Source organism: Chloroflexus sp. (assembly GCF_034434295.1).
Taxonomy (GTDB): domain Bacteria; phylum Chloroflexota; class Chloroflexia; order Chloroflexales; family Chloroflexaceae; genus Chloroflexus.
Genome location: NZ_DAOTZQ010000095.1, coordinates 1 through 18385, shown reverse-complemented (window position 1 = coordinate 18385; position 18385 = coordinate 1). Strand labels below are relative to the sequence as shown.

General features: G+C 56.4%; 18 protein-coding genes. 12 read left to right on the top strand and 6 right to left on the bottom strand.

What is annotated here, in order from left to right:
* Positions 1-55: 55 nt before the first annotated feature.
* Positions 56-1018, top strand: a complete 963-nt coding sequence (locus tag VAE57_RS13515; RefSeq protein WP_322822398.1) for a peptidoglycan DD-metalloendopeptidase family protein — start codon at positions 56-58, stop codon at positions 1016-1018.
* A 740-nt stretch (positions 1019-1758) separates the two neighbouring features.
* Here the strand turns inward: VAE57_RS13515 and VAE57_RS13510 are convergent.
* Together VAE57_RS13510 and VAE57_RS13505 are read right to left on the bottom strand one after the other, a co-directional pair.
* Positions 1759-2514 (bottom strand): ABC transporter permease, encoded by a 756-nt coding sequence (locus tag VAE57_RS13510; RefSeq protein WP_322822397.1) that lies wholly within the window; start codon positions 2512-2514, stop codon positions 1759-1761.
* Between the two features lie 11 nt (positions 2515-2525).
* Positions 2526-3473: an ATP-binding cassette domain-containing protein gene (locus VAE57_RS13505; RefSeq protein ID WP_322822396.1), complete on the bottom strand. Its 948-nt coding sequence runs from the start codon at positions 3471-3473 to the stop codon at positions 2526-2528.
* 352 nt (positions 3474-3825) lie between these two features.
* On the opposite strand from VAE57_RS13505, the gene VAE57_RS13500 reads away from it, so the two are divergent.
* Both VAE57_RS13500 and VAE57_RS13495 read left to right on the top strand, forming a co-directional pair.
* On the top strand, positions 3826-4245 hold the full coding sequence (locus VAE57_RS13500; RefSeq protein WP_322822395.1) for a YccF domain-containing protein: 420 nt from the start codon (positions 3826-3828) through the stop codon (positions 4243-4245).
* A 710-nt stretch (positions 4246-4955) separates the two neighbouring features.
* Positions 4956-6806, top strand: coding sequence for an APC family permease (locus VAE57_RS13495; RefSeq protein ID WP_322822394.1), 1851 nt, complete (start codon positions 4956-4958; stop codon positions 6804-6806).
* Between the two features lie 16 nt (positions 6807-6822).
* Here the strand turns inward: VAE57_RS13495 and VAE57_RS13490 are convergent, their stop codons facing one another.
* From VAE57_RS13490 to VAE57_RS13475, 4 genes are all read right to left on the bottom strand, one after another.
* A complete protein-coding gene (locus tag VAE57_RS13490; protein WP_322822393.1) occupies positions 6823-7653 on the bottom strand; it encodes a PfkB family carbohydrate kinase in 831 nt (276 codons plus the stop codon).
* Positions 7654-8012: 359 nt separating this feature from the next.
* Entirely contained in the window at positions 8013-8909 is an 897-nt protein-coding gene (locus VAE57_RS13485; protein WP_322822392.1) for an alpha/beta fold hydrolase, read from the bottom strand.
* A 102-nt stretch (positions 8910-9011) separates the two neighbouring features.
* Complete coding sequence (locus tag VAE57_RS13480; RefSeq protein ID WP_322822391.1) at positions 9012-10085, bottom strand: DUF4097 family beta strand repeat-containing protein; 1074 nt, start codon at positions 10083-10085, stop codon at positions 9012-9014.
* 112 nt (positions 10086-10197) lie between these two features.
* Entirely contained in the window at positions 10198-10719 is a 522-nt protein-coding gene (locus VAE57_RS13475) for a protein-tyrosine phosphatase family protein (RefSeq protein WP_322822390.1), read from the bottom strand.
* A 108-nt stretch (positions 10720-10827) separates the two neighbouring features.
* Between VAE57_RS13475 and VAE57_RS13470 the strand changes: the two genes are divergently transcribed.
* The 9 genes from VAE57_RS13470 (at position 10828) to VAE57_RS13430 (ending at position 17951) form a co-directional block, all read left to right on the top strand.
* Positions 10828-11322 (top strand): NYN domain-containing protein, encoded by a 495-nt coding sequence (locus tag VAE57_RS13470; protein WP_322822389.1) that lies wholly within the window; start codon positions 10828-10830, stop codon positions 11320-11322.
* Positions 11323-11326: 4 nt separating this feature from the next.
* A complete protein-coding gene (locus tag VAE57_RS13465) occupies positions 11327-12190 on the top strand; it encodes a class I SAM-dependent methyltransferase (protein WP_416208458.1) in 864 nt (287 codons plus the stop codon).
* Positions 12183-12566, top strand: coding sequence for a dihydroneopterin aldolase (gene folB, locus VAE57_RS13460; protein WP_322822387.1), 384 nt, complete (start codon positions 12183-12185; stop codon positions 12564-12566). Before VAE57_RS13465 ends, folB begins: the two co-directional genes overlap by 8 nt.
* Positions 12563-13228 carry a RibD family protein gene (locus VAE57_RS13455; protein ID WP_322822386.1) on the top strand — a complete coding sequence of 222 codons (666 nt, stop codon included), beginning with the start codon at positions 12563-12565 and terminating at the stop codon, positions 13226-13228. The genes folB and VAE57_RS13455 overlap by 4 nt, the downstream gene beginning before the upstream one ends.
* 25 nt (positions 13229-13253) lie before the next feature.
* The gene (locus VAE57_RS13450) at positions 13254-14276 is read left to right on the top strand and encodes a zinc-binding dehydrogenase (RefSeq protein WP_322822385.1); all 1023 of its coding nucleotides are present in this window, start codon (positions 13254-13256) and stop codon (positions 14274-14276) included.
* Between the two features lie 192 nt (positions 14277-14468).
* Positions 14469-14849: a 6-carboxytetrahydropterin synthase gene (locus VAE57_RS13445; protein ID WP_322822384.1), complete on the top strand. Its 381-nt coding sequence runs from the start codon at positions 14469-14471 to the stop codon at positions 14847-14849.
* Between the two features lie 4 nt (positions 14850-14853).
* The gene (locus VAE57_RS13440) at positions 14854-15903 is read left to right on the top strand and encodes a glycosyltransferase (RefSeq protein WP_322822383.1); all 1050 of its coding nucleotides are present in this window, start codon (positions 14854-14856) and stop codon (positions 15901-15903) included.
* Between the two features lie 107 nt (positions 15904-16010).
* The gene (locus tag VAE57_RS13435) at positions 16011-17171 is read left to right on the top strand and encodes a hypothetical protein (RefSeq protein WP_322822382.1); all 1161 of its coding nucleotides are present in this window, start codon (positions 16011-16013) and stop codon (positions 17169-17171) included.
* Between the two features lie 477 nt (positions 17172-17648).
* On the top strand, positions 17649-17951 hold the full coding sequence (locus tag VAE57_RS13430; RefSeq protein WP_322822381.1) for a hypothetical protein: 303 nt from the start codon (positions 17649-17651) through the stop codon (positions 17949-17951).
* Positions 17952-18385 lie beyond the last annotated feature (434 nt).

Here is an 18385-nt window from a genome sequence, read left to right as displayed (position 1 = left end):
CCGCTGCACGATTGTGCTATCTTCAAGCTAATCGTGTTGTGGCAAGAGGACAGGTATGCAGACACTTCGCTCTATTCGTCGAACCCGTGATCTGACGTTTGTTGATCTGGCTCTTCTGAGTGGAATTCCTGCACGTGCGATTGCTGAGGCAGAGTATGGTCTGCGTCACCTCAGCAATCACGAAGTCGAAGCAATTGCACTGGTGTTGGGACTTTCGCCGACAACCCTTTTCCCCCCATTCCAGCAACGTTCTTCATCACCCTATCTAACCCCACTTCTCCTCACAGCCGGTCTGGCAACATCGCTGGCACTTAGCCCGCTGGTGATGACCGAGTGGCAACGTGCGCAGCAGCAACTGCTCAGCACAACCATACATCACGTCGGCGTGGACCTCAATGCCTCTGGCCGTCAGCCAACCCCTGACATCATTCGGCCATCACCAACTGCTCCGCATGCCGCTCGCTCAATACCTGCCACGCCAACTGCTGATGTGCTGGCCCCCCTGGTCGCACCACTCCCGCCACGGACGCCTACCCCAATCCCCACCCCCAGCTTTTACCTCGATGAAGCCGGTCCCCACGGTTGCCCGGTACAACCCACAACGGGACAGGTGGTCATCACGCAGGGATACGGTGTGGGAACCCATGCCCCGGCCCAGGTGTGGGGTGCTGTCGATCTGGCAGTTGATGGCAACGGCGACGGGATTGCCGAGCCGGGATCAAGCTGGTATACCCCGATTGTCGCTACCCACAATGGTGTTGTTCGCGTGACCCTCGATAGTTACCCCGCCGGGCATCACGTCTGGGTCATGGCGCCGGATGGCATCTGGCGAACCGGTTATGCCCACCTCGCGGTAGTTACAGTTATCGACGAGCAATACGTACAGGCGGGTGATGTGATCGGCCTGATGGGCAATACGGGCTTCGCCAGCGGCCCTCATCTCGATTACCAGGTCTGGCGTGGTGAGGAGAATATCGATCCGACCACGCTGGTGGGGTGTGGTACTATCAAACCCTGACCACCTGTACTACCATCACAGGACAAATGCAGGGGGCAAGCATCCAGTCTGCCCCTCGATCCGAACCACCGCTCACGTGCAGTCTGCTCATCACGGATGGTTAGACCAGAAAGACGCGCTCTAGACGCGTAGTATCACCATGACCCGTACCGCTGCACCCCACACCTGATCGCGAGTGCGGCTGGTGCGGCAGCATGGCTGCCGCACTCCAAATGATGCGCCACGGGCAACACTATCTAGCAACAGTATTCTCCAGAAAGTGTGCATCGTCCAGCAGTGATAAGCGGCAGGCCCCCACCCTCACCCTCACCCGCTGGGGGCAGGGAAGCGCTGGTGCGTGATGACTCCCGCTGTCGCGAGCTGATTGAGGGCAGCCGGTTGTTTCCGGTGGTGAGTGCGCCTCCGGCTCGCTTACCCAGTAGGCGATCAGTAAGCGAGCCGGAGGCGTGTGCTCGCAGGGTATGCAGACCCACCCTCACCCTACCTTGACCCCGCTGGGGGTAGGAACCGGCGGCGCCGGATAGCGCAGGAGAGGAGCGCGCCAGAGGTGTGCGCTCCCAGCGCTGCCGGTGAGCGAGCCGCAGGCTTGCGCTTCCAGCGTATACCAGCGCTTACCCACCGTGGCATAGCGCTCACAACCACAGAGTCAGGGTGACGGTAAATAGCGTGTTATGACTGACACTAAACCAGATTTGAGACAAGCTCTAAGCGGTTATACAGCCTGCACGAGGCGAGATGATCTATGCCCGCAACGAGCGCTGAAAGAGCGTTAGCGCAAACATCATGCTGACAGCAGCAAAGCCGATCAGGATCAGGCCACTAAGCCAGAGCGGTAAGGTAGCCGCAGTACCAAACGCCAGTGCCCGTACCGCATCAATGAAGTAGGTAGCCGGATTAATCAGCACAATCACCCGCATCCAGCCTGGTAATACATCGAGCGGGTAGAGTGCGTTAGAAGCGAACAACAGGGGTAGGTTAAAGAGAAAAATCATCCCGTGATACCCGGCAATACTGCGCGAGATAGCCGCAACTCCGAGAGCCAGGCCACTGAAACCAATAGCAAATACCGCCAGTAACGCCAGTGCGCCCAGCCAACCGATAGGATTCACGCTCAGGCGTGCTCCCATTAGCAAACCAACTACCAGCATCAGAGCAGCCTGGAAGAGGGCTTTAGTTGCAGTACTGGCGGCACTTCCCAGCAAAATACTCAGACGCGGAATTGGTGCTGCCAGATACTCTTTGACAATCCCACGCAGTCGCTCGTCGAGTAAGACCATGCCGCCGCCAACGGCACCACCAAGTGCGCTCAGGGCGATGATGCCCGGCAGGATAAACGACATATAGTCGTTGCCACCAACCGCACCGATCATGCCACGCATCCCAACCCCAAAGAGCACCACCCACAACACCGATTGGAGCGCCAGGCCAAACAATTCTTCGGTCTGCTGAACGAACTTGCGCATGTGGCGCGTCCAGATAACGTAGGTTGCGTACATATCCCTTTCACCTAATCACGTAACGCCGTGCCGGTATAGTGCAGAAAGACATCACCGAGCGATGGTCGCGCCAGGGTGACATCTTCAATCGCAAAGCCGTTGCCACTTACAGCACTCAAGACCACCGGCAAACGCCGGCTCCCATTGTCGGTGTAGATGAGCATCAATCCTTCTGTTGGATCGGTCTCAACCCGCTGCACGCCGTCAATACCACATATCACGCTGGTCAGATGGTGAGAGTCACCCTGCCCTCGCACCCGAATCACATCCGAACCGAGGGATGCGATCAAGTCGGTTGGTTGACCTTCAACAATCAGGCGACCGTGATCGATTATTCCCACCAGATCGGCCAACGCTTCCGCTTCGTCCATCGCATGCGTGGTGAGCAAGATGGTCATACCCCGCTGCCGGTTCAAATCACGCACATACTGCCAGATATTCACCCGGTTTTGCGGATCAAGACCCTGCGTCGGCTCATCGAGCACCAACACCTGCGGATCGGTCATCAAACCACGGGCCAGCTCAAGGCGACGCTTCATACCGCCAGAATAGCTCTTAACCGGACGATCAATCGCGTCAGTCAACTGAACCAGCTCCACCAGATCGCGTATCCGTTGTCGCCGCACTGCTGCCGGCAAGCGATAGAGACGACCATGAAAATCAAGCGTCTCACGACCGGTCAGGAGAGGATCGAGCACCATCTCTTGAAAGGTTACTCCGATGCGACGGCGCACCTCGGCAGCCTCGCGACTGACATCATAGCCGAGGATGCGTGCCGTACCTGCCGTTGGCGGCAACAATGTGGTCAGGATGCTGAGGAGTGTTGTTTTGCCGGCCCCGTTTGGGCCAAGCAACGCATATATCTTGCCAGAGGGAGCCTGTAGATTGACATGATCAAGGGCCGTGAGGTTGCCATAGCGCTTGACCAGATCAATTGTCTCGATTGCCGGTGTATCCATAACGTGGCTCGCATGTAAAGAGCGTGATAATTGTCACTTTTTGATTATATCACTACTCGCAGATCGAGTAACTTGAGCGCGATAGGACACTCTGCCCAGTGAACAGCACTACAGGATGGAACAACCCCGGTATCCACGGGCGAAACTGGTGTGTGGACGTGATGCTGTTACATTCACCACACGCCATACCGAATGCCTGATACATGACCAGCCTGTTATCACACATAATAACACCATCGAATCTATTTCCTATCTACTCATTTTCTATTTTCTATGGCAACGTTCACTGCTGCAACTTACTGACATTTCTGGCGTATCAGTAAATGTACAGATACTGGAAAGGAGGCAACCTGTGCAACAGCAGCCAATCAAGATTGAACAACGCAGCGGCCCTCATATCCTGATCCGCGTTATCTATTTCTTCGTCTTCGGATTATGGTTTAGCGGGATTTGGGCCGCAATTGGATGGATTTTGTGCGTAACCATTGTTGGGCTACCGGTTGGGCTGTGGATGCTCAATCGGATGCCGCAGGTGGTCACGCTTGCCCCGCAGCGAAATAACCTTGTCATCGTCGGCAATCAGGTCTACCAGAGCAGTGTCCCCCAGCGTCCATTCCTGATCCGTGCGCTCTGGTTTGTTCTGGTGGGATGGTGGCTGAGTGCGCTATGGTTGTTGGTCGCGTGGGCATTAAGTGTTTCAATCATCGGTATGGTCTTCGCGTTCTGGATGTTCGACCGGGTGCCGGCCATTATCACACTCGCTCGTCGGTAGGGGAACGCCGGTTATGCAACTGTAGGAATAGGAGATGAAGCGTCTTCAGCTCACAAATCTATGCTAAAATCAGCTTACCGGACCGGCGCATAGAGTAAATACGTGACGAGCATACCCGGCATCCCAGTGACCAGCAGGGCAACAGTGTGAAACACGCATAGCAAGAAGCACGGCTGCCGCACTCCAAACGCCGCGATACGCGCATGACGAATGGGCAAGGCCATCAATCCGCGTGACGGCACTGGAGATGGTTGCCGACGCTGCTCGCTTCCATACCGGCAAACCAGGGGCAGGACAATCCTGATGCTGCACTTGAACGATATACCGCTAGATGACAGTAGGGGCGACGCATACGTCGCCCCTACAACGCCGACGATAACTCATGCGTGCGAAGACTGCGATAGCTGCGTGCCCATCCCGTGGTGATGGCCACTTCGTGTGAGGAGATGAAGCGCCTTCATCTGAATTCTATGCCAAAAGCAGTTTACCGGATCAGCTTACGAAGTGATATTTGCATCAGAACCACCCCATTGACGCCAGGGAACAAAAGTGCTATGATCGCCCGGTGAGCGTCAAGGATGATGCGCAGGTTGATGATCTATCGACTCTGCGACCGACAGCCGACGGAACGCCGACTGCCGTGCGCGGTTTGCGTTCCGTTTTTGTATGGAAAACGCTATCAACGGCACTTTAGCAAGGAATTTGTGGCTATGTTCGCCCAGCTCAAACGCATTCTCGTTGGAAGACCGATTGCAACTGAACACCAACATCACGAACGTCTTAACAAAGCAACTGCCCTGGCTGTCTTCTCTTCTGATGCGTTATCCTCGGTTTCGTATGCAACAGAAGCAATCCTTACGATCCTGATTTTAGGCGGCAGTGTCGCATTAGGACTTTCGCTACCAATTGCGGCAGCGATTGCCGGATTGCTGATCATTGTTGGCTTTTCCTACCGGCAAACAATTCATGCCTATCCGCAAGGCGGTGGTGGGTACATCGTCACCCGCGACAATCTGGGCGATCTACCGGGTCTGGTTACCGCCGGTGCGCTGCTGATAGATTATGTTTTGACGGTTGCTGTAAGTATCTCTGCCGGAGTTGCAGCCATTACCTCGCTCGCAACGAACTGGGGCTTCCCAACGCTGCGCGATCATGCCGTTGAGATTGCGTTGGTTTGTATTTTGATCGTTACGATTGCCAATCTGCGCGGTGCTAAAGAGAGCGGTTTCATCTTCTCGATCCCAACCTATGCGTTCATCAGCGGTATCTTGTCGATGATTGTCTTCGGCATCGCCCATGATTTCATGTTCGGTGCTGAGCCTGTTGTTCACTCGATTGATCCCGATATTCCACCGACCGGCGAGGTATTATCGCTCTGGCTCGTCCTGCGCGCCTTCGCCGCCGGTTGTACGGCGCTCACCGGGATTGAGGCGATCAGCGATGGCGTGCAGGCGTTCAAGCCACCGGAGGCGCGTAACGCTGCTATTACGCTGACCTGGATGATTAGCCTGCTGGTGACGATGTTTCTGGGGATTACCTGGCTGGCCTATACGCATCAGGCAGTGCCAAATGAGTTTACCAACGAGACGATTGTCTCGCAAATTGCCCGCACGATCTTTGGGGTAGGGCCGCTCTATGTCTTCATCCAGATAGCGACCGCCCTGATCCTGGTACTGGCCGCTAACACCGCCTTTGCCGATTTTCCGCGCCTCGCGTCGTTTCTATCGCGTGATCGTTTCTTGCCGCGTCAGTTCTCTTCGCGCGGTGACCGGCTGGTCTTTTCCAACGGGATTCTGGTGCTTGGACTGTGTTCAGCAGCGTTGGTTGTGATCTTTCAGGCAAATGAGATCGCGATGCTGCCTTTGTACGCGGTGGGTGTATTCACTTCATTTACCCTCTCGCAATCAGGGATGGTGCGCCGGCATTTTCGCCGTAAGCAACCGGGCTGGCATTACAGTGCGATGATTAACGGTATTGGGGCTACGCTGACGGGCATTGTGCTGGTGATTTTGACGATTACCAAGTTCGTTCATGGCGCATGGATGGTGATTACAGCGATACCGATACTGGTGATGGTCTTCCGTGCCATCAATCAGCACTACCAGCGTGTGGCGGAGCAGTTGTCGCTGAGCGGTGCCATCTTGCCACCGGAACTGCGTCGGCATACGGCAATTGTGCTGGTAAGTGGGATTCATCGCGGTGTCCTCCCCGCTTTACAATACGCCCGTTCGATTGCGCCCGATAATGTGACAGCGGTGTATGTCGATCTTGACCCGGAAGCGACGGCGAAGCTCCGACAACGCTGGCAGAATTGGGGATGTGATATTCCACTCGTAGTGCTTGAGTCGCCGTATCGCTCGTTGATCAACCCGATCTTACGCTACATCGAAGAGGTTGAGACACGCTACGGTGATGATGTGGTCACGGTCATCTTACCCGAATTTGTGCCGGCACGATGGTGGGAGCATCTCTTGCATAACCAGACCGGGTTGCTGATCAAAACGGCTTTGCGCTTGCGCGGTACAGTCGTGACCAGCGTACCATACCGCTTAGCGCGTTGATCTGCTCGCAATGGCGCTAGCCGTGATCGGGTATACGTGCCATCCGTTGGGCGATCTGTACCCGATCCGGCAACGCCGCATCACCCACTCCCTCAACAACACACGCCGCCGCGGCAGCAGCAAATTGAGCCGCTACTACCGGATCGCCGGTTTCCCACAGCCGAATCAGAAATGCGGTGGTGAAGACATCACCGGCACCGGTTGGATCACTCTCTTGGGCGGGAAACGCCGGGATGCGATGAGGTTTACCGTGGATGAAGAGGGTGGCACCTGCTGCCCCGTGGGTCACGATCCCGATTGGTACCAGCCGAGCGTAATACGCAGCCAGCTCATCATCACCCGCAACATCTTCACTGCTAAGCGTCAGCACGTGGAGACGACTCAGTTCCGCCGGTGTCGGTCGCCAGCGGCGGGGCCGGATCGGCGCCGGCAGTTCGGTATTCCAATCGCGTAACCAGCCTTGCGCAGTTGCACCAATCAGGGCACCAGGAAACGCGCCGGCCAGGTCTGGTGAACACTCGTGCAGTACCGGCCCCAACAGCACGATTGGCGTTGTCCGCCACGCCGCCGGTAGAGCGGCGACCGGGATAGACGGCGCAATTGCGTGTAGCCATTGCTGCCGTCCGGCAGGAGTGTAGCGATTCTCGAAGGTAGAACTAACCGTTGTGGGCAGGCTGATCCAGGCAACGCCAGGCGGAGCAGGCTCGGCGCTGGCCGTCACAATGGCTGCACGCAGACCGAGACGCTGGGCCAGCAGAGCAGCAAAACGAGCTGTACCGCCAGGAGCAGTAGTATGCTGCGGTAACAAATCACGGGTAACGTGGCCGATGGCAACAAAGTCGATCATCGTGGAGTGACTCCGATAACATCGAACTATGCATAATGGTGTGCAGATTATACCAGAGAGGTGCGCGAAGGCGAGGTTGGTGGGGATTGACGAGTGAGGGAGGTCGGGGGGTGAAAGGATCGGCGGGTTGAAACCCTGTCTTACGTCATGCAAACCCCGGCGGGGCTGCCGGGCGGCGGGGTATGGGTGCACCTTAGCCCCAACGGAGCTTGCACGCTGTCAGGTAGGGCGTTAGCCCACCTATCCCGGTGGGTTTTGCAGAGCGTGGAGCGTTGTACCCTATAGCCCCGCAGGGGCTTGCACGCTGTCAGGTAGGGCGTTAGCCCGCCTATCCGGGTGGGGCTGGCCTAGCTGCGGCACTAAGCCACCACAGTCTGCTCGCCAACCTTGCGCAACCACGGCAAGAGAATGTCGAGAAATGCAGCCGGTGTCTCATCGAACGGACAATGACCACTGTCGGGAATAATTTTGATTTCAGCATGTGGGATCATCCGTTGCCTGATAATTTCGGCATGGGCGGGCGGAATTGAACGATCTTCGGCTCCCCAGATGAGCAGCGTGGGTTGTTTGATCTCGCCGGGCGTGAGGTCGAGAACCAGATTGGCAAATTCACGACTGACTTTCAGGTATGACCCTGCTCCGTAACGGCGAAGCGGGCCGCTAAATAGCTCAACCAGCTCAGGAGTAACACATTCTTTGCGATGGTACGCCGACAACAACCCCTGCCGTACTCCCCAGCGATTGCCGAATACGCCGGCTAGAGCCTCGCCGATGAGCGGTGAACCTATAGCATCGAGCATCAACCGATCAAAGGTGCCAAGCGGACGAGCCTGTAATTGGGCGCCTGAACTGTTGACAAGCACCAGCGCGTGTACCAGTTCGGGGTAGGCACGTGCCAGTTGAGCGCTGACCACACCGCCCATCGAATGACCAACCACCACCGCCGGACGGCCAATCGTATTGCGGATCAGTGCTGCGGCCTGGGCTGCCCACCGTTCGCGACTGGGCCGACCGGCAGGCCGCGCCGAGTAACCGAAATAGTAGAGATCAAGAGCGTATAGGGTCTGTTCACTGGCAATTGCTCTCATCACCGGACGCCAGTGTTCGATGAGGGCGCCATACCCGTGAATCAGGAGCACCGGCAGACCCTGGGCCGGCGAGGACATCCAGACCCGCATTAAGCCATCAGGGCCACTGCGGTACTCCTCGCGAATTTCAAATTTGCGGGTGGTATTGATTTCGACTGGTCCTGACATAATCTATATCCTTAGCCTAATGGACATCACTTAAAGAAACAAACGTGGTATGCCTGTTATCAGGATACCACGTTTGCAAATACTATGCACAGACTTTGGCTATTATTTGTACAGGCGCAGGGTAATGTCCCCAGAAGTTGTGTTGGTATTCAGAACGGCTCGGCCCTGGCCGAACGTGGTCGCAAACGAGCGTGAGTTAGCTGACAGAGAAGACAGTTCGGACGGGATGTTTATCCTTCCGCTCACGGTTGTGAATGTTAGCTGTGTATCAAGTGGCTCTCGCAGAACGAGTTCGACATTCCCAGCAATCGTCTCTATCTCCTGACGTTCGGCTGCCGGTTGGCCGGTAAAGCATACATTACCGCTCGTCGTACTGATGGTAAGCCGGGATACCTCGGTAGCTTCGACAGTCACACTGCCGGAGACGGTATCAATCAAGGCGGTATTACATGAACCTTGTAAGGTAACATCACCATCGATAGCCTGAATATCAAGATCAGTGAATTGACCACTCGCCTCCGTATCGCCACCAACGGTCACAACGTTTAGGCCACCCCGATGATCGCGCAGTTCAATATCGCCACCAGTTGTGTTCACGGTCAGTTGACCGCTAGTACGGTCGGCAACCACATCACCGCTGACGGTGGTGATTGCTCCGCTCGCCTCAATCTGGCGCAGCGTTACATCGCCCGAAACTAATTCAACGTTGAACGTTACATCGGGTGGTAGTGCCAGTTCGAGGCTTGCATACGGATCGCGGCCAAAATACCACATTATCTGCGGCTGACGGCGCACATGGACGAAGAGAGTATCACCCCGCTGTTCGACCTCTATTGTAATCTGGGCAGCAGCCGCAGCCGCAGCGTTGGCTGCCCACCCAAAACCACGCCGCTCGCCACGGAGGATAACCTCTTCACCGTCAGTTGCCGATAACGTCACCTGATCATTAACACCGGTCACTTCCACGCGGCTGACGGCGAAACGCTGGACTGGTATCGTCTGAGCGCTATTTTCACGGGCCAGTTGCAAATCAAAGCCGGCAATTGAGCCGCGACTGACCAGTTCAAACAGTAACCAGCCCAGTCCACCTATGATTAGCATAATCCCTAACAGACGGCGTCGGAAAGGATATTCAGGTGGACGTTGTGGGGAGACAGGCGGTTCAACGGTTTTCATAGTTTATTCCTTACACATTATTGAACATGAACATTGTAACAATGCAAAAAACATCTTGTAACTGTCAGGTCAAGATGTCACAACCCTACGCAGAGCGGCTGGCTGCCAATCTCTACTCCATCCGACGCCGCACCGACGATGAGAGTTGCAATGTCGGCCAATTCAGCACATACGCACACTGATCTGGTGTTTCAGGACTATGTGGATGCCTGACAGCCCTGGCCACTGTTTGCCAGTGACGAGCCACTGTTGCCAGGGCTTCATCACCAGTTGCGCCGTGACGCACCAGCCAGCAGCCAACAGTCATGCCGGTACGGCCAACTCCGCCCAGACAGTGAAGGTAGACAATCGCTCCCCGGTTGAGCTGTTCGTCTATGGCAGCGAGGATGGCTTGCATCTGGGCCGGGGTAGCAGGCAGACCGAAATCGGGAATACTGAAACGCTGATGGTGCATGGGTGATGGTAATGCGGGCGCGTAAGACCATGCTTCGCCCGGTGTGGTAAGATCAATGAAACAGGTGACCCCTGCGGCCTGATACCACGCAAGCCGCTGGATGTCAGCAGCGGTTGGAAAAGGATATTCCCCGGCGATAAATCTCTCTGCCACCAGATATGCGTTGGGATGAGGAAGCATAGCGTAGAACGTCGATCAATCAATCAAGGAACTATCATTATCAACGTCACCAAAAGCAGATTATGCATATTCTGCTTTAACCAATCACTCTTCAGGTACAATACAGACATGCCTATTTTAATCGATGGCCACAACCTGATCGGTCAAATGCCCGATATTGAACTCAGCGATCCCGATGACGAAGCAAAGCTAGTCGCTAAACTACGCCGCTATGCCGCCAAAAAGCGTGGTCGAAAAATTGTGGTTGTGTTTGACGGTGGTGTTTATGGTCATCCCCAAAATCTCAATGGGTTCGGGGTTGAGGCACGCTTTGTTAAACCACCACAGAATGCCGACCACGAGTTGATCCGGCAAATTCGGGCGATTCGCCGTTGCGATGAGTGGCTAGTCGTCTCCTCGGATCGGGCAGTTGTTGGCGCAGCGCAAGCCCGTGGCATTCGGGTGATGTCGTCCCAAGAGTTTGCCCGCCGTTTGCAGATGCTCGATCAGCCGCGTATCAATGCGCGTGATAAACGGGGCGACCGCCCTTTGAGTAAGGCCGAAGTCGAAGAATGGTTACGCTTTTTTGGAGTTGATGAGGACGAAGATACCTTATACTACTAACGCTATGCCAGACCCGGTTACAGAACAAAACCGTCGCTCGTGGAATGCGGTTGTGCCTGCCCACGTCAGCCATCGCGCCGATGAAGCGGCGTTTCTCCGGCAGGGCGGCTCAACGCTGTTCCCTGAAGAAGTAGCCCTGCTCGGTGATGTGCGCGGTTGTCGGCTCCTGCATCTCCTCTGCAATACGGGTGTCGATAGCCTGTCGTTAGCTGCGCGTGGCGCTGTTGTGACGGGGGTCGATTTGAGCGATGCCGCTATTGCTCACGCACGGGCATTGAGTGTTGCCAGTGGTATTCCGGCTACGTTCGTACAGGCCGATGTGTATGAGTACCTGGCTGCCGCTGCCGCAGCCCATACCCGCTTTGAACGTATCTATGCCGGCTATGGTGTTATCTGCTGGTTGCGCGACCTCACGGCCTTTGCCAATGGCATCGCCGCCTTGCTGACACCTGGTGGTCGGTTTGTATTGATGGAGTTCCATCCGGCATCGAATATGTTCAATGCCGACTGGCACCTGGTTTACGATTATCCACATGGTGGTCAAACGCTGACCCTACCCGGTGTCGGCGATTATGTTGGCGCCGCCGACGGTGGGTTATCACCGTCCGGGTTTTTGCCCGGAGTAGGCGATTTTGTCAACCCAGAACCGTGTACCCTCTATCGGTGGGGGGTTGGTGAGGTGGTGACTGCCCTGGTGCAGGCCGGATTGCGCCTGCAAGTATTACGAGAATATTGTTATGTCAATGGCGAGCGACCGTTCGTGCGTATGGTAGCAACTCCAGAGCGCCGGATGTACCCACCGGCAGATGTGCCTGCCATCCCGCTGATGTACGGCCTTGCGGTAGAAAAGGACTCTAACGATGGATGAGTGGGGGATTGGGCACGACCGGATCATTCTGAGCGGGATGCAGTTTATCGGTTACCACGGCACCCGCCCCGAAGAGAACCGGCTCGGCCAACGCTTTGTGGTGGATGTAGCTGTCCAGCTTGATTTGCGGGCAGCCGGCGTAAGCGATGATTTGAGTCAGACGGTGGACTACAGCCAGATTCACGACCGGGTACGCGAGATTGTCTGTGGGCCACCGCTTCAACTGACCGAGGCCGTCGCCGAACGAATTGCCTCTGCCGTCTTGCACGATCATCCGACGGTAGTCGCAGTGGCGGTACGGGTGACGAAACCGGGAGTGCGGTTAGGCGAGACAATCCTCGCCGGTTCGATTGTAGAAATTGTGCGGCGAAGATGATGCGACCTCGGGTTACGCTATGTTTTGCCCAAACCCTCGATGGTCGGGTGGCAGCCGTTGACGGTAGCTCACAGTGGATCAGCGGCCCCGAATCGCTCCGCTTTTGTCATCACTTACGCGCGAACAGTGACGCGATTATGGTTGGAGTTGGCACGGTGTTACGCGATGATCCTCGCCTCACTACCCGGCTGGTGACAGGGCCTGACCCCTTGCGGGTGATTGTGGACACCCATCTCCGCACACCAACGACGGCTGCCGTCATTCGCGATGGCGCCGGCGCGGGTACGCTGCTGGCCTGTACTGCTGCGGCGCCGCTTGAACGACGCCTTGCCTTGCAGGAATGCGGGGCGGCGGTGCTGATCTTGCCGGAAGCGGCTGGCGGCGGGGTCGATCTGGCCGCACTCCTCACCATGCTCGGCGAACGGGGTGTGGTGAGCGTGATGGTTGAAGGTGGTGCACGCCTGATCACAAGCCTGCTGCGTGCAAACCTGGTTGATGCGCTGGCAGTCACGATTGCGCCGATCATCCTCGGTAGTGGACCGTCAGCTATCGGCGATCTGGGCATCCTCACGCTAAACCAGGCGCTGCGCCTGACAAACGTCACCTGGACGACGTATGGCGCCGATGTGGTGATTGAAGGCGATCTGGTGCACCATCAGTAGCAATCAGCGAAGCAGTCAACACGGTATGAAACCCTTACCCGCACAAGCCATCTGGTTTACCGCCCCCCACACGGTGATCATCCGTGATGAGATTGCCCCACCACCGGCTTACGGTGAAGTGCGGATCGCCGCCATCGCATCGTTGATCAGTCACGGCACCGAACGCCTGGTTTATCGCGGTGAGGTCGAGCCAACCCTGGCCCTCGATCTGCCAACGCTGCAAGGAAGTTTTGCCTTCCCCATCAAGTACGGTTACGCCATCGCCGGCAGAGTCATCGATGTTGGCCCAGGGGTTGAGCAGTTTCAGGTTGGTGATCCGGTCGCGGCACTCCATCCGCACCAGACAATCTTTACCCTACCGGCGCATCTGGTCAAACGGCTACCAGATACTCTTGATCCGGCATTGGGTGGGTTCTACGCCAACGTCGAAACAGCGCTGACGATTTGTCATGATGCCGCACCAAAGCTGGGAGAAACTGTTGTTGTGCTGGGCCAGGGTGTGGTTGGCTTACTGGTAACTCAGCTCTTGCAGCGAACCGGTGCGCAGGTGATTGCGGTTGAGCCCGATGCGCATCGTCGGGCGCTGGCCGCCCGGTTCGGTGCCACGACCCTTGTCCAGGCTGATTCGACAACAATTGCCGCACTCACCGATGGACGGGGGGCTGATATAGTGGTTGAAGTGAGCGGATCGCCGACTGCGTTACAACAGGCAATTGATCTAACAGCGGTAGAGGGGCTGGTGGTGGTCGCGTCGTGGTACGGGCAAAAACCGGCATCGCTGATCCTGGGCGGACACTTTCACCGTGGTCGGGTACGCCTGCGCTCATCGCAGGTTGGTCGGCTGGCCCCAGAGACGCTGCCACGCTGGGATTATGCGCGGCGGAGCGCTACCGTGATGAACCTCTTACCGCGCCTATGCCTGAACGAGTTGATCAGCCACCGCATTCCTTTTGCGCAAGCCGCAGCAGCGTATACCCTGCTAGATCAGGCAGCGCCAGGGCTGGTGCAGGTAATGTTGACGTATGCGGAAGCCGCACCACAAACGTGAACGGTGGGAGTGGTGTGCCCGCAGGAATCGCTCTCGTTCCCAGGCCACGCTGGTGTGGTGAACAGCCGCTGTGCAGCGAACGAAAACTATCGTCTGTAAGGATGTGATACATCCCAATATACACGGGCCAGTAGAAGATGGCCCGGATTTCTGGGAAGCGAAGACCTCACGCTCTGTGCAAAGGAGACACATATGTACGAAGTCGGCGTCATTGCCCAGTTTGAAGCGGCTCATCGTTTGGAAGGAAACTTCGGCCCGGCCACCCGGATGCACGGACACACCTACCGGCTAGAGGCGATTGTGAGCGGGGAGCGTCTGCAAGCGGACGGCACGCTCTTCGACATTACACGCCTGCAAGAGGCGGTCAACGCCATTGTTGCCGACCTGCACTACCGTGATTTGGGTACCGTTGCCGGTCTGGAGAACGTGAACACCACCGCTGAAAACGTGGCGCGCTATTGCTGGGATCGGATTGCGGCTGCCATTCGTGGATTTAGTTTAATCACGCTCACCGTGCGCATCTGGGAAAATCCGCAAGCCTTCGCCAGTTATCAGAGCAGGCTGGAAGGATGAAGGTATGGTCTTGCGCATTGCGTTTCTCACGGTCGGCGATCCGCAACGGCGTACCGGTGGCTACCTCTACCATCGCGAGGTCTTTCGGTGCTGGCAGGCTCGCAATCAACCGGTCGAGGAGATCGTGCTGGGACCGGCAGATGTAGCCGGACAGATCGCGGCCAGCGACCGTGCCGGCAAACTGGTTGAAGCAGGCCGCTATGATGTGATTGTTGTTGATGCGCTGGCGCGTGCTGTCGTGGCACCCTGGATTGCACACTGGCAGAGGCTACGTCCGGTGGTGACGCTGGTTCACGAACTACCGACAGTTGCCGGAGCAAGCGATCCGCGTGAGCACACATGGGAGCAGATGCTACTGCGGACTGATGCGCTGGTTGCAGTCAGCGATGATGGGGCTAACATATTGATTGCGCACGGTGCTGAACCTGCCCGCATTCACATTGCTGCTGGCGGTTGTGACCGTCTTTTGAGTCGGATGCCGACAGTCGAGGCGCGGGAAGAGCTGGTTATCGCCGTCGCCCAATGGATTCCACGCAAAAATCTGGCTCATCTGGTACGGGTGTGGGGGCAGGTAGCAGAGCATCCCTGGCGGCTGGAGCTGATCGGTGAAAGTGATGCCGATCCGGTGTATGCCGGCGAGGTCTGGCAGGCCATCCAGCGCTGTCCGGCCAACGTGATTGTGCGTGGCGTCCTTGCAGATGACGAACTAGCCGAACGCTATGCACGGGCCAGTCTGTTTGCCTTACCTTCGCGATTTGAAGGGTATGGATTGGTCTTCGCCGAAGCGTTAGCCTGTGGATTGCCGGTGATCGCCGGCGCAGTCGGGCCGGTACCAGCCGTGGTTGGCGCCGGTGGGATGCTCGTTCACCCCGATGACGAGCAGGCACTGAGCGTTGCCTTACGCACTGCAATGAGCGACGCACACCTGCGTCAGCAGTTGAGCACTGCCGCCCGGCAACGAGCAAATACACTCCCACGCTGGCAGGACACTGCCCAACACCTCTTACACGCCATCGAATGGGCATACGCGCAGCGACATCGCGTATCAACCTGACAAAATCGTCATCTTGCTCCCCTTGTGAGACCTTCTCTCGCATGCTACAGTATCTGGCGGTGTCAACCCTGGACGCCTGCAGTTATCGTAACAAGGGAGCAATTTCAATGACTGGAAAAAAAGCAATCCTCTCTCTGATCACCACCGCCCTTGTTCTGTTGCTGGCAGCCTGTGGTGGTGGCGCAACCAGCAGTTCACAGCCCACGCCAACGACCGAAGAAGCCCGCCCAACCCGCACCCCTCGCCCCACTGGAAATGACACATCACCTACTACTGCGCCGACCCCTGCTCCGGAAACTGCTCCGACCATCGCTGCCACTACACCGTCCACCAGTAATACCGGTAATACTGTCGAGCAACCGCCAGTATTGAGTACAAACGCTGACCTGACGGCACTGGGTAATGTGCAGATAGAGATGAAGCTGGAAGGAACATCACAGGAATCTGGTCAGGAGGCAGTACCGTTCAATCTGGTGATGCAGCAAATCATCCTCGCCAATGGTGATCGCCGTCTCACGATGGAAAACACATCGCCTGAATCCGGATTAGTTCGCGTTACCAGCGTTCAGGTTGGCGGTCAGGTGTACCAGTATGTAGAAGACAGCAATCAGCCCTACTGTATGTCCATGGGGAACATCGATCTGTTCAGTGGGAGCATGCTCACTCCCGACGCACTGATCGGTAGCATCCCAGACGTACAGCTCGTTGAGCGAGGGGTGCAGGTCAACGGTTTTTCCACTGATCGCTACACCTTTACTATCAATGAACAGACCCCCAATTATCAGGGTCAGGCCAAAGGCGAAATCTGGGCTGCCCAAAATCCGGCAGTTGTCGTACGGCATATTGGTGAATTTACCGGCACAATCACAGGTGTTACTACGGAAGAAGGTGGAGCACCGCTCCCCGACCAACTGGGCAATATCCGTTGGGAATACAACGTCACCCAACTGGACGACAATACCAGCATCACCCTTCCCGAAACCTGTGCTCAGCAGCAGGCCGCAGGCGCCGAAATTCCCCTACCGGCGAATATCAGCAACAGGGTTCAGATGGGCGACCTGATCAGCTTTGAAACCACCGAGCCACCGGATAACATTGTCTCCTTCTACCAAACCGAGATGGTGGCCCAGGGCTGGCAGGCTGGCGAAGTCAGTCAATACGGCAGCGATTACCAGCTTACCTTTAGCAAGGATGGGCGTAATGTAAGCATTCTTATCTCGGTGGTTAATAATAAGACCAGCGTGATCATTATGCTCGCCTCATCGTAAGGTGCAACCCATACGCAGGGAAACCTGTGGTCATCGTCAGCACAACTGAACGTTACGCCAAACCACTGCTCCAAGCGGGCGAAGCCACCACCTTCGCCCGCCCTTCGTTACCTGTATCAGCACACATTCTGTTTCATGAGCGGCTCACGAATTGCAGTACCAGGCATGAGAATACTTGAGTACTATTGCCAATTTTTATCGGTAATAGTAATATATTTCGTTGTATACACCACTGTATTCATGCCACCACATTGAAGCAAGGAACACTCAGCGTATGGTATGATGAAAAAGGGTATGGATTTATCGTTGACCCTGATAACGAAAGAATATTCGTTCACATTACCGCCTTTGGCCGCATTCCCCGTCGTCCAGTCGTAGGCGACACGATCTTCTACACCACCACTATTGATCGAGATGGCAAAATCCGCGCCGATTACGCCTGGATTGAGGGCTTACCTGCTCCCCGCCGTAGATCGTATGTTCATCAACACCACAAAAGGCCAGCCCTGGAGCCTCACCGATGTTGTGTTGCTGTTGACGGTTATTGTGCTCTTCTTTGTGGCGGGAGGACTCTTTACAGTTGCCTTTGCGGGCGATACTGTCACAACAACCGTGGCCCAAATCTTTGCCAAACGTCCCGGCCCGCCTGAGTGCGTCATCAAAGGCAACATCTCCATCGAAACCGGTGAGAAAATCTACCATCTGCCCGGTATGAGAGATTACGCCAGCACCCGTATTCGTCGGCGAGCGCTGGTTCTGTACCGAACAGGAAGCGATTGAAGCGGGCTGGCGGAGAGCGGGGAGGTAGGAAGCCCCGTATCCTGGAAAGCGGCTGACAATTCTCTTGTATCGGGTGTGAGTCGCTCTTGGTGGGGTGTAGTGAGGGGAGCAGAGTCCGGGGAGTGTGCGCTGGAAGCGTGCGCTCCCAGAGATGGAAGCGTGCTGTGGTGAGGAGACATGGGAGCAGAGGCGTGTGTTCCCAGCGAGGAATAGAACCTATTTCAAAAAAACATCTCCCATTGTTGACCGATTCCATAATCGTGACGAGCACACCCAGCATCTGCGTGTCCAGCCGGATCAACGACGTGACACGCACCGGATCGTAAGCACGGCTGGCGCGGCAGCATGGCTGCCGCACTCCAAACGTTACGCCACGTGCATGACAGGCGAGTAAGGCACCTAATCCAATGAGTAAGGGCACTGGCGATGATCGT

Coding starts and splice junctions, on each gene's coding strand:
- VAE57_RS13515 (WP_322822398.1), top strand. CDS start 56: ATGCAGACACTTCGCTCTATTCGTCGAACCCGTGATCTGACGTTTGTT.
- VAE57_RS13510 (WP_322822397.1), bottom strand. CDS start 2,514: ATGTACGCAACCTACGTTATCTGGACGCGCCACATGCGCAAGTTCGTT.
- VAE57_RS13505 (WP_322822396.1), bottom strand. CDS start 3,473: ATGGATACACCGGCAATCGAGACAATTGATCTGGTCAAGCGCTATGGC.
- VAE57_RS13495 (WP_322822394.1), top strand. CDS start 4,956: ATGTTCGCCCAGCTCAAACGCATTCTCGTTGGAAGACCGATTGCAACT.
- VAE57_RS13490 (WP_322822393.1), bottom strand. CDS start 7,653: ATGATCGACTTTGTTGCCATCGGCCACGTTACCCGTGATTTGTTACCG.
- VAE57_RS13485 (WP_322822392.1), bottom strand. CDS start 8,909: ATGTCAGGACCAGTCGAAATCAATACCACCCGCAAATTTGAAATTCGC.
- VAE57_RS13480 (WP_322822391.1), bottom strand. CDS start 10,085: ATGAAAACCGTTGAACCGCCTGTCTCCCCACAACGTCCACCTGAATAT.
- VAE57_RS13475 (WP_322822390.1), bottom strand. CDS start 10,719: ATGCTTCCTCATCCCAACGCATATCTGGTGGCAGAGAGATTTATCGCC.
- VAE57_RS13470 (WP_322822389.1), top strand. CDS start 10,828: ATGCCTATTTTAATCGATGGCCACAACCTGATCGGTCAAATGCCCGAT.
- VAE57_RS13465 (WP_416208458.1), top strand. CDS start 11,327: ATGCCAGACCCGGTTACAGAACAAAACCGTCGCTCGTGGAATGCGGTT.
- folB (WP_322822387.1), top strand. CDS start 12,183: ATGGATGAGTGGGGGATTGGGCACGACCGGATCATTCTGAGCGGGATG.
- VAE57_RS13455 (WP_322822386.1), top strand. CDS start 12,563: ATGATGCGACCTCGGGTTACGCTATGTTTTGCCCAAACCCTCGATGGT.
- VAE57_RS13450 (WP_322822385.1), top strand. CDS start 13,254: ATGAAACCCTTACCCGCACAAGCCATCTGGTTTACCGCCCCCCACACG.
- VAE57_RS13445 (WP_322822384.1), top strand. CDS start 14,469: ATGTACGAAGTCGGCGTCATTGCCCAGTTTGAAGCGGCTCATCGTTTG.
- VAE57_RS13440 (WP_322822383.1), top strand. CDS start 14,854: ATGGTCTTGCGCATTGCGTTTCTCACGGTCGGCGATCCGCAACGGCGT.
- VAE57_RS13435 (WP_322822382.1), top strand. CDS start 16,011: ATGACTGGAAAAAAAGCAATCCTCTCTCTGATCACCACCGCCCTTGTT.
- VAE57_RS13430 (WP_322822381.1), top strand. CDS start 17,649: ATGTTCATCAACACCACAAAAGGCCAGCCCTGGAGCCTCACCGATGTT.